This window comes from Streptomyces abyssomicinicus, assembly GCF_008974245.1.
GTDB lineage: Bacteria > Actinomycetota > Actinomycetes > Streptomycetales > Streptomycetaceae > Streptomyces > Streptomyces abyssomicinicus.
In genome coordinates this window covers 470,776-479,331 of record NZ_BBZI01000010.1, presented here as the reverse complement: position 1 = coordinate 479,331, position 8,556 = coordinate 470,776, and the positions used below count along the sequence as shown (strand labels likewise).

The following is an 8,556-nucleotide window of genomic DNA, read 5'->3' as shown; positions in this document are numbered from 1 at the left end:
TCCTCAGCGCCCAGTTCTCCTTCCCGCAGCGAGAGGTCATCAAGGATCGCTGGTGCCCCACCGGCTGCCACCTGTCCCACCCCGAGCGGTGGAAGGAGGCGATGCCGCCACTGCCTGGGGCCGACGCTTGACGACGCCGTGCGAATACTGCGCTGCAGCACATGCGAAGGGGCTTGCGGTGCAGGCCGAGTTGTCCCCAGGTCCAGGCTTCGAAGAACTCGTCGAGGGTTCCCGGGCCGCCAGGCAGGGCGACGAAGGCGTCGGCGAGCTCGGTCATGCGGGCCTTGCGCTCGTGAAGGGTGTCGACGATGTGCAGCTTGGTCAGCCGGTCGTGGGCCAGCTCGCGGTCGACCAGGTGGCGAGGCATGACTCCTATGGCCTTACCGCCCGCGTCCACAACCGCATCGGCGATCTCGCTCATCAGTCCGACGCGCCCGCCACCGTGGACGAGGGTGATGCCCTGGTCGGCCAGGTACGCGCCGAAGTCGGCTACTGAGCGGCGCATGGTGGTGCCGGAGCCGTGGGCCGAGCCGGTTTACACGGCGAGTGCCGACAGTGGGGAGCTGCCGGAGCGGGCAGGAGACATCTGCACGTCTTCCTCCGCAGTGGGTTCGGTCTTTGTGTTTGAAGGATGGCTGCGGCTTGGCCGAAGGGGACCATGCGGGTGCCCTGGCGGCAGGGATCCGCCACTTGTCCGCCGGCCCGAGCGGGATTCGGTGTGGGAGGGTCGCTCAGGTTGCCGTGACGAGCGTCATGTCGCTCTTGGTGCGTCGGCGGCGGGTCACGCGGACGGAGAGCAGGGCCGCGCAGGACACCAGGAGCGGCCAGACCAGGTAGGAGCCGGAGAGCGCGAGGAGGGCGAGGACCGCTGTGAGGGCGGACCAGGCGGAGCGGCGGCCCCAGCTGTCGCGTGGCAGCAGGCGGATGGCGGCGGCGACGCCGATGGCGTAGACCACGGAGAAGGAGGCGGCGGAGAGCATGACCGCCGGCTGCGCCCCCGTTCCGGAGGTCCCGACGGCGAGCAGGGTGAGCAGGGCGAGGGCTGAGACGAAGAACAGGCTGCGCCGCGGGGTCTCGCCCGCCGTGCTGCCTCGGGCGAACCAGCGGGGCAGCGCGCCGTCCCGGCCGAGGGCTGCGCCGAGCTTGGCGGCGCCCGCGTAGTAGGCGTTCATGGTGCCGAAGGTGAGCAGCAGTGCGGCCACCGCGGCGAGCGGGCGCGCGCCGTCGCCCAGGCCCTTGGCCATGAGGTCGCCGAGTGGCGCTCCGGAGCGGGCGGCGCTGGGTCCGAGGACGGTGATCACCGCGAAGGCGGCGGCCAGGTAGACGATGCCCACGATGACGACGGCGGCCGCGGTGGCCCGGGGCAGGTCGCGGTCGGGGCGGCGGAATTCGCCGGCGAGGTGTGCGACCGCCTCCCAGCCGGCGAAGCAGAACACCAGCAGGGCCGCCGCGGGGCCGATGGCAGACCAGCCGTGCGGCGCGAACGGACGGAGGTTGGCAGTGGTGGCGTGGGGCAGCGAGAACAGGACGGCGACCGTGAGTAGGGTCAGCAGCAGGGCGAACAGGATGACCTGCAGTCGGCCGGTGAGCCGGACGCCGGTGGCGTTGACGACCGTGACGGTGGCCATCAGCGCGACTGCCGTGCCGACGGTGGTGGCCGTGCCGCCGCCCAGCGCTGCGGAGAAGTAGGAGCCGCCGAAGAGGGCTGCGACTGTGGCGCCCGGCGGTATCGCAAGGTAGAAGCACCATCCGGCGACGGTGGCGGTCCGCTCGCCGAACGCGAGCCGGGCGTAGGTGGAGACGCCTCCCGCGTCGGCGTGGCGCGCGCCGAGGGCGGCGAAGGCGGCGGCGAGCGGCACGGAGAGGACCACTAGGGCAATCCAGGCGAGCAGCGAGGCGGGTCCGGCGATGTCGGCGGCGAGCGCGGGGAGGGCGATGACGCCGGTGCCGAGTACGGCGCCCACGGACAGGGCGGTGCCCTGCGCGACGGTGAGCCGTCCGGCGGAGGAAGGGTTGTGCTGTGGCATGGGTCAACCTTCCGGGCCGCCGCACGTCCTCGACCAGTGGCGGAAAGGACCGCATGCGCTACATTTCTGCCATGAACAACGGCGGTGGCGGCGCGGGGCCCGCGGCGGGCAGAGCGCACGTGGTCGCGGTGGCAGTGGTCGACGGCGCGGCGACCTTCGAGCTGGCCGTACCCTGCGAGGTGTTCGGGACGGACCGGAGCGACATCGTCGTCCCCTGGTACGAGCTGCGGCTGTGCGCCGCCGAGCCGGGGCCGCTGCGCACCTCGGCCGGTCTGACGCTGAGCACCCCGTTCGGTCTGGAGGATCTCGCGGAGGCGGACACCGTGGTGGTCGCTGCCTGCCCGCGCCGCGTCCAGCTCGATCCGCCGCCGGGCCTGCTGGAGGCGTTGCGGGACGCGCACGCGCGGGGGCGGCGGATCGTCTCCTTGTGCAGCGGCGCGTACGTGCTCGCCGCCGCCGGGCTGCTCGACGGACGGCGGGCGACCACGCACTGGATGAACGCGGTGGACTTCGCCCACCGTTTCCCGGGCGTCACCTACGACCCGTCCTCGCTCTACATCGAGGACGGCACGGTCCTCACCTCGGCGGGCACCGGAGCCGTCATCGACACCTGTCTGCACCTGGTCCGCGCCGACCACGGCTCCGCAGCCGCCAACGAGGTGGCCCGGCGCATGGTCGTCCCACCGCACCGGGAGGGCGGCCAGACCCAGTACGCCAAGCCGCTCCCCCCACGCGCCCGGCGCCGCGACGAAAGTCTTGGCCCGGTGCTGGACTGGGCACGCGAGCGGCTCCACGAACCGCTGACAGTGGCCCGCCTGGCCCAGCAGGCGCACCTGAGCGAACGCACCTTCGCACGGCGCTTCCGCGACACGCTGGGCACCACCCCACTGCAGTGGATCCTGCAGGAACGGGTCCGGCTGGCACAGGAATTGCTGGAGACCACCGACGACGCGGTGGAGTCCGTCGCCCGCCGGACCGGTTTCGGCAACGCCGCCAACCTGCGCCGCCACTTCGGCCGGCTCACCACGGTCTCCCCGCAGACCTACCGCCACGTCTTCCGGCACCGCCTCTCCACGGCCAGCTGATCGCGGCAGCGGCCACTGCCCCGCACCTGCGCGCCGATGCGCTGCACTCGTGCCGCGGATGCCTCCCGGGCGGTACTCCCGCCCCCGCGTCGGCCCTGCCGGGGTCTGTAGCGTGAACGGCTCTTACAAGATTTTCGTGGTGTGGGGTGACCGTCTTATCGGCTCCGGCCCGGTGATCCGGAGGGGGTCGGCAGGCTGCCTGTGTGATGATCGATTGCGTGGAGGTGTGGCCGCAGCTGGCCCGGGTTCGGGTCGACTCGGTCAAGGTGGAACCGGAGTTACTGCTGGTCAGGGCAGTGACCAAGAATGTACCGCGTTCGTGTCCGGGGTGCGGGGTGGCGCCCCGCAGGGTGCATTCGCGGCACGGGCGCCGGGTGGCCGATGAGCGGGTCGGGAGCCGCCCGGTGGTGATCGAATTGTCGGTGCGCCGGCTGCTGCGCGGCAATCCGGGGTGCGGGCGGGTCACGTTCGTCGAGCAGGTCGAGGCGCTGACCGAGCGGTATCAGCGGCGGACTCCGGCCCTGCGCAGGCCCGTCGAGACGGTCGCGATCGCGCTGGCCGGGGCTGCGGGAGCCCGGCTGCTGCACCCGCTGGGGCAGCAATTGTCGTGGACGACGGTGCTGAACGTGCTGATGCGCACCCCGGTGCCGGAGCCGGAAGAGGTGCCCCCAGTGGTGGGGGTGGACGAATTCGCCCTGCTCAAGGGCCAAAAGTACGCCACGATCCTCACCGATGCCGTAACCGGACGGCGTCTGGATGTCCTGGTCGACCGGGAACCGGCCACGGTCACCGCCTGGCTCAAGGCCCCTCCCGGGATCCGGGCGGTGTGCCGGGACGGCTCGAACGCCTTCGCCAAGGCCATCACTGACGCGGGGCGGGGGATTGTGCAGGTCGCGGACCGCTGACACCTGTGGCACGGCCTGGCCGAAGCCGCCCAGAAGGACATCGGTGCGCACTCCGGCTGCTGGGCCGGCATCGGGCCGCCGATCATCGAGGGCAAGCGGGCCGCGGACACCCGGGAACGCCGGCAGCAGATCCGCGACCTGCGCCAGGCCGGGGTCGGCCCGGGCGACTGCGCCCGCCGGCCGGGCCTGTCGATGAACACGGTGAAGCGGTACACCCGCCACCCTCGCCCCGAGAACATGATCAAAGCCCCGAACTACCGCCCCCCGCTCGTAGACCCCTACCGCAGCCACCTGCGCCGGCGCCGGACAGAAGATCCCGGGGTGCCCACCACGCACCTGCTCGAAGAGATCCGTGCCCTGGGCTACACCGGCAGCGCGAACCTCCTTGTCCGCTACATCAACCAAGGCCGCGCCGAAGCCGACCACTCGCGCCTCTCCCCACGACGCGTCACCGCCCTGCTGACCCGCCACCCCGACCGGCTCACACCCGCCGACCGAGACCTCCGCGACCGGCTCACCCAGGCGTGCCCCGAGATGACACAACTCACCGCTCTGATCAGCGGGTTCGCCGAACTCCTGGCACCGGCAGACGGCAACGACACCACCCTGACCAACTGGATCACCCACGCCCGCGACGCCGAACTGCCGTTCCTGCACTCCTTCACCCGCGGCCTGGAACGCGACCGGAAAGCCGTCGACGCCGCCCTCACTCTGCCTTGGCACAACGGTCGCACCGAAGGCGTCAACAACAAGATCAAACTACTCAAACGCCAGACCTACGGCCGCGCCGGCCACCCCCTCCTCCGCCAACAGATACTCCTCAACCTGCCATGAACCACCACGAAAATCTTGGAAGAGCCGTTTCACAGACACTCCCCAGCGCTTGGCCGCGGGGTGCGATTCGTGTGTGGGCCCGCGTACGGATCGTGCCCGGCAGTTTCGGCACCTTCGCCGGACTGGCGACCGACGAGCACGCCCGGGTCCTGGGTGACGGGGACGAGCTCGTCTTGGGGCTTTACGCCGTCGGCGACGACCAGGCGAGCGTGATGGGCGGCCACTACCCCGCCGGCGGCATCAACCTCGGCCCGGCCATGACCTTCGGCTGGATCGCCGCCCGTCACCTGGCCGGCCCCCGGCAGCCGCCGCTGAACCACGGCAGCCGCCCGGCCCGCCGCCGCCCGGTAGCGCCCCACACACCCGCCGCTCCATCGCTCTCCCGGCCGCCGACCCGCATTGCCAAGGAGTTCGCATGACGAGCTACGCCGACGACGCCCTCGCCCTGGTCACCGGCGGAACCGGCGGCGTCGGCGTCGGCGCCGCCACCGCGGCGACACTGCGCGCCCACGGCGTACGGGTCGTCACCGCCGGCCTCGCCCCGGGAGCGGACGAGTACCTGGACGTCACCGGTCCCGAGGCCGTTGCCGCGCTCCTCCACCGGCTGGGCCCGGTGAGCATCCTCGTGCACAGCGCGGGAACCGTGGGCCCCCCGTCCCCTCGCCGAACTCGGCCTCGACGAATGGCGGACGACGTTCCGGGTCGATGTCGACGGCACCTTCCCGCTGTGCCGCGCCGTCGTACCGGCGATGGTGGGGCGGGATGGGGCCGCATCGTCACTCTGGCGAGCATCGCCGCCAAGGACGGCAACCCCGCCCGGAGCGCCTACTCGGCGTCGAAGGCCGCAGTCGTCGCGCTCACCGAGTCACTCGGCAAGGAACTCGACACGACCGGCGTCCTGGTCAACGCCGTGGCCCCGCGGCCGCCCGCCGTGGCCCCCGCGGCCGTCCGCACGCCGATGAACGCGCACACCGACCCCGCCGTCCTCGCCCGCTCCCAGGCGCTGACCTGGATGGGCCGCTTCGCCCGAACCGAGGATCGCCGAACTGATCGCCTGGCTGTGCCCGGAAGCAGGTCAGCTTCTCCACCGGCGCGGTCCACGACGCGAGCGGCGACCGGGCGACGTACTGAGAAGTCCGCCGGACACGCCCTGCTTTGCCGTTCCCCGACAGCGCCGGCATCCTCCGCCGCACAACTTCCGCGCCGCTGCTGCCCTTGTCGCACCGAGCCGCCCGGGGCGGTGCCGTGCCTGCTTCCGTGCCGCGCGCCGTGCCGTCGTCGAGCGCGCCACCGCGGCGTCGCGTCAAAGCGCCCGGTGAAAGCAAGGGTGTTCTGGACCGAACGCATAGGGCGGCGGCACGGCGACCGCAACGGCCGGCGATGCTGGTCCTCCCGGCAGGCCGGGCACAGGAGGCCAGCAGGTCAGGAATCTCGTCGGGGGTGGCGGTGCGGATGGTGGTGTCGTCCGTCCCGCCGACCGACCGGGGCGTCGCCCGCCGGGCGGAGGTCTCCGCCCGGCGGACGCCCGGTTCCGGACGCCGTGACGACGGCGGCCGCCACGGCCCTACAGGCGCAGGAGTGCCGTCACGGCGACCGCGGCCACCAGGGTCACGGGGAGCGGGGCCCGGGTCCGGACGAGTACCGGGACGACAGCGAGTCCGGCGATCAGGGTGAGGTCCACCGCGCTCCACCGCGGGCCCAGCACGTCGACCACGATGAACCCGGCGAGCAGGGCGGGGGCGGTCAGGGCGATCACCGACCGCGCCCGGGGCGGCAGCGTGCGCCCGCCGACCAGGGCGGGCCCTAAAGCCTTGAAGGCGAAGCTGAGAGCGGCGACGGCGACTATGGCGAGCCAGAGGGTCATCGCGGGACCTCTTCGTCGTAGCGGACGGGCCGCCCGGGCTCCCCGGCCGGCCCGGGCCGGCGGGGCGGCCCGGGGCGGCGGGGCGGCCCGGCGACGGGCGGCCCGGCCACGGATGCGGTGTCGGACACGACGGGTGCTGCAGTGTCCGACACGGCAGGTGCTGCAGTGTCCGACACGGCAGGTGCTGCAGTGTCGGGTGCTGCGGGTGCTGCGGTGTCGGACACGACGGGTGCTGCGGTGTCGGGTGCTGCGGTGTCGGGTGCTGCGGGTGCTGCGGTGTCCGACACGGCGGGTGCTGCGGGGCGGCGGGCGAGGGCCACGAGCGCCGCCGGCACCGCGCCGACCAGAGCGGGCCCGGCCGGCAGGAAGAGGACGAGGCCGGCCGCCAACAGCGCGCCCAGCAGCGCGGGCAGCCGGTTGAGCCGCTCCTTGCGGACCTCGTCGCACAGGAGCGCCACGAAGAGTGCCGGGGTGAGGACGTCGAGTCCCAGCCGGTGCAGAAGATCGGGGTCGGGGGAGACCACGACGCCGAGCCCGGTCCCCGCCACCCAGGCCGGCCACTGGATGGCGGTGGCGCCGAAGAGCAGGTACCGGTCGAAGCGCCCGCCGCCGAGATGGGCGGCGGCCCACGACCCGTCAACCACCGCCTGGCCCTCCAGCGCCCGCCGGAACCGGCCGCCCCGCAGATCACCGGCCACGGCGATGCCCATCGGGACGAAGCGGCTGTTGATCAGCGCCGCGGACGCCACGGCGCCCATGAGCCCGCCACCGGAGCCGAGGACCGCCAGCAGGGCGAACTGGGCGGAGCCCGAGAAGACGACCATCGAGCAGATCACGGGCGCGAGATGCCCCCAGCCCTGCGAGGCACTGACCGCGCCGAAGCTGACGGCAAGGAGGAAGGAAGCGGCGGCCAGTCCGGATCCCGTCCGAAGCCCGGAGACGAAGCTCGCCCGCGCAGAGGCGGCGGTGCGCTCCGATCGGAGACTGTCCATACAATCAGCCTAACAGCCATAACGCACTTTGACTGTTAGAAACCGGCGTAGGATGAAGGAGTGACGAAACAACGCCCGGCCCTTCCCGCCCCCGCCGTACCGGAGAGCACGGCCGCACCGGAAAGCACGAGCGCACGGAAGAACACGGCCGCACGGGAGAACACGAGCGCACGGGAGAACACGGCCGTACCGGCGGACCCCGGCGGCAGCGTCCACGCCTCCGCCGTGTCCCTGGTGGGCGGGCACCCGGTGCTGGACTTCGCCAACACCGTCGCCTGGCGGCTGGACCCCGCCCGCACCGCCGACCGCGTCCAGGGGCCCGAGGCGTGGGCGCGCTGGGCGGCCACCGCCGGGCCGGCCGGCCAGGAGCACGCCGAGACCCTGCTCCGGGCCGCCGCCGCGGACCCCGCACGCGCCGAGGCCGCGACCGCGGCGCTCGTGGACCTGCGCACCGCCCTCCTGCCGGTCCTGGACGCCCTCGTGGACGACGCACAACCCCCGGCCGCACAGTGGGAAGCGCTGCGCGGCCACCTGGCGCGGGCCCGCCAGGACTCCGCGCTGCCCCCAACCTTCCCCCTGCGCTGGCAGCCCGACCCGGACCGCCTCGACGGACTCCGCCACGAGCTCGCGCTGCGGACGGAGGAACTGCTCGGCGGGGACAACCTGGACCGCGTCCGACGCTGCGAGGGCGCCGGATGCGGATGGTTCTTCCTCGACCGCTCCCGCAACGCGACCCGCCGCTGGTGCAGCGCGGGAGACTGCGGCAACCGGGACCGCGCCCGCCGCCACTACGCCAGAACCCGCCGGGAAGCGTCACCCGCCGCTCAGGCGCAGGCGTAGGGCGCAGGC

Annotated in this window: 9 protein-coding genes and 1 pseudogene; 6 read left to right on the top strand and 4 right to left on the bottom strand. The window is 73.0% G+C overall.

Annotated elements, in window-relative coordinates; genetic code table 11:
• Together GBN72_RS25265 and GBN72_RS25260 are read right to left on the bottom strand one after the other, a co-directional pair.
• The coding region (locus tag GBN72_RS25265; protein WP_151774169.1) for an LOG family protein at window positions 1-505 on the bottom strand (505 nt) is incomplete at its 3' end.
• A 226-nt stretch (window positions 506-731) separates the two neighbouring features.
• Complete coding sequence (locus GBN72_RS25260; RefSeq protein ID WP_151774168.1) at window positions 732-2,027, bottom strand: APC family permease; 1,296 nt, start codon at window positions 2,025-2,027, stop codon at window positions 732-734.
• Window positions 2,028-2,098: 71 nt separating this feature from the next.
• Between GBN72_RS25260 and GBN72_RS25255 the strand changes: the two genes are divergently transcribed.
• The 5 genes and pseudogenes from GBN72_RS25255 to GBN72_RS36105 all read left to right on the top strand — a co-directional run.
• Entirely contained in the window at window positions 2,099-3,112 is a 1,014-nt protein-coding gene (locus GBN72_RS25255; RefSeq protein ID WP_151774232.1) for a helix-turn-helix domain-containing protein, read from the top strand.
• Between the two features lie 206 nt (window positions 3,113-3,318).
• Complete coding sequence (locus GBN72_RS35550) at window positions 3,319-4,017, top strand: transposase family protein (RefSeq protein ID WP_281371877.1); 699 nt, start codon at window positions 3,319-3,321, stop codon at window positions 4,015-4,017.
• A 321-nt stretch (window positions 4,018-4,338) separates the two neighbouring features.
• Window positions 4,339-4,851, top strand: coding sequence for a transposase (locus tag GBN72_RS35545; RefSeq protein ID WP_246212868.1), 513 nt, complete (start codon window positions 4,339-4,341; stop codon window positions 4,849-4,851).
• A complete protein-coding gene (locus tag GBN72_RS25245) occupies window positions 4,848-5,270 on the top strand; it encodes an FAD-binding protein (RefSeq protein WP_151774167.1) in 423 nt (140 codons plus the stop codon). The genes GBN72_RS35545 and GBN72_RS25245 overlap by 4 nt, the downstream gene beginning before the upstream one ends.
• Window positions 5,267-5,878, top strand: a pseudogene (locus tag GBN72_RS36105) (SDR family NAD(P)-dependent oxidoreductase); the annotation flags it as partial. The gene GBN72_RS25245 and the pseudogene GBN72_RS36105, both read left to right, overlap by 4 nt.
• 537 nt (window positions 5,879-6,415) lie before the next feature.
• On the opposite strand, the gene GBN72_RS25235 reads toward GBN72_RS36105, so the two are convergent.
• Window positions 6,416-6,715 carry an AzlD domain-containing protein gene (locus GBN72_RS25235; protein WP_151774166.1) on the bottom strand — a complete coding sequence of 100 codons (300 nt, stop codon included), beginning with the start codon at window positions 6,713-6,715 and terminating at the stop codon, window positions 6,416-6,418.
• A complete protein-coding gene (locus tag GBN72_RS25230; RefSeq protein ID WP_170315368.1) occupies window positions 6,712-7,707 on the bottom strand; it encodes an AzlC family ABC transporter permease in 996 nt (331 codons plus the stop codon). Before GBN72_RS25230 ends, GBN72_RS25235 begins: the two co-directional genes overlap by 4 nt.
• A gap of 60 nt (window positions 7,708-7,767) precedes the next feature.
• On the opposite strand from GBN72_RS25230, the gene GBN72_RS35540 reads away from it, so the two are divergent.
• Window positions 7,768-8,547 (top strand): CGNR zinc finger domain-containing protein, encoded by a 780-nt coding sequence (locus GBN72_RS35540; protein ID WP_246212866.1) that lies wholly within the window; start codon window positions 7,768-7,770, stop codon window positions 8,545-8,547.
• Window positions 8,548-8,556 lie beyond the last annotated feature (9 nt).

Coding starts and splice junctions, on each gene's coding strand:
- GBN72_RS25255 (WP_151774232.1), top strand. CDS start 2,099: ATGAACAACGGCGGTGGCGGCGCGGGGCCCGCGGCGGGCAGAGCGCAC.
- GBN72_RS35550 (WP_281371877.1), top strand. CDS start 3,319: ATGATCGATTGCGTGGAGGTGTGGCCGCAGCTGGCCCGGGTTCGGGTC.
- GBN72_RS25235 (WP_151774166.1), bottom strand. CDS start 6,715: ATGACCCTCTGGCTCGCCATAGTCGCCGTCGCCGCTCTCAGCTTCGCC.
- GBN72_RS25245 (WP_151774167.1), top strand. CDS start 4,848: ATGAACCACCACGAAAATCTTGGAAGAGCCGTTTCACAGACACTCCCC.
- GBN72_RS25260 (WP_151774168.1), bottom strand. CDS start 2,027: ATGCCACAGCACAACCCTTCCTCCGCCGGACGGCTCACCGTCGCGCAG.
- GBN72_RS25230 (WP_170315368.1), bottom strand. CDS start 7,707: ATGGACAGTCTCCGATCGGAGCGCACCGCCGCCTCTGCGCGGGCGAGC.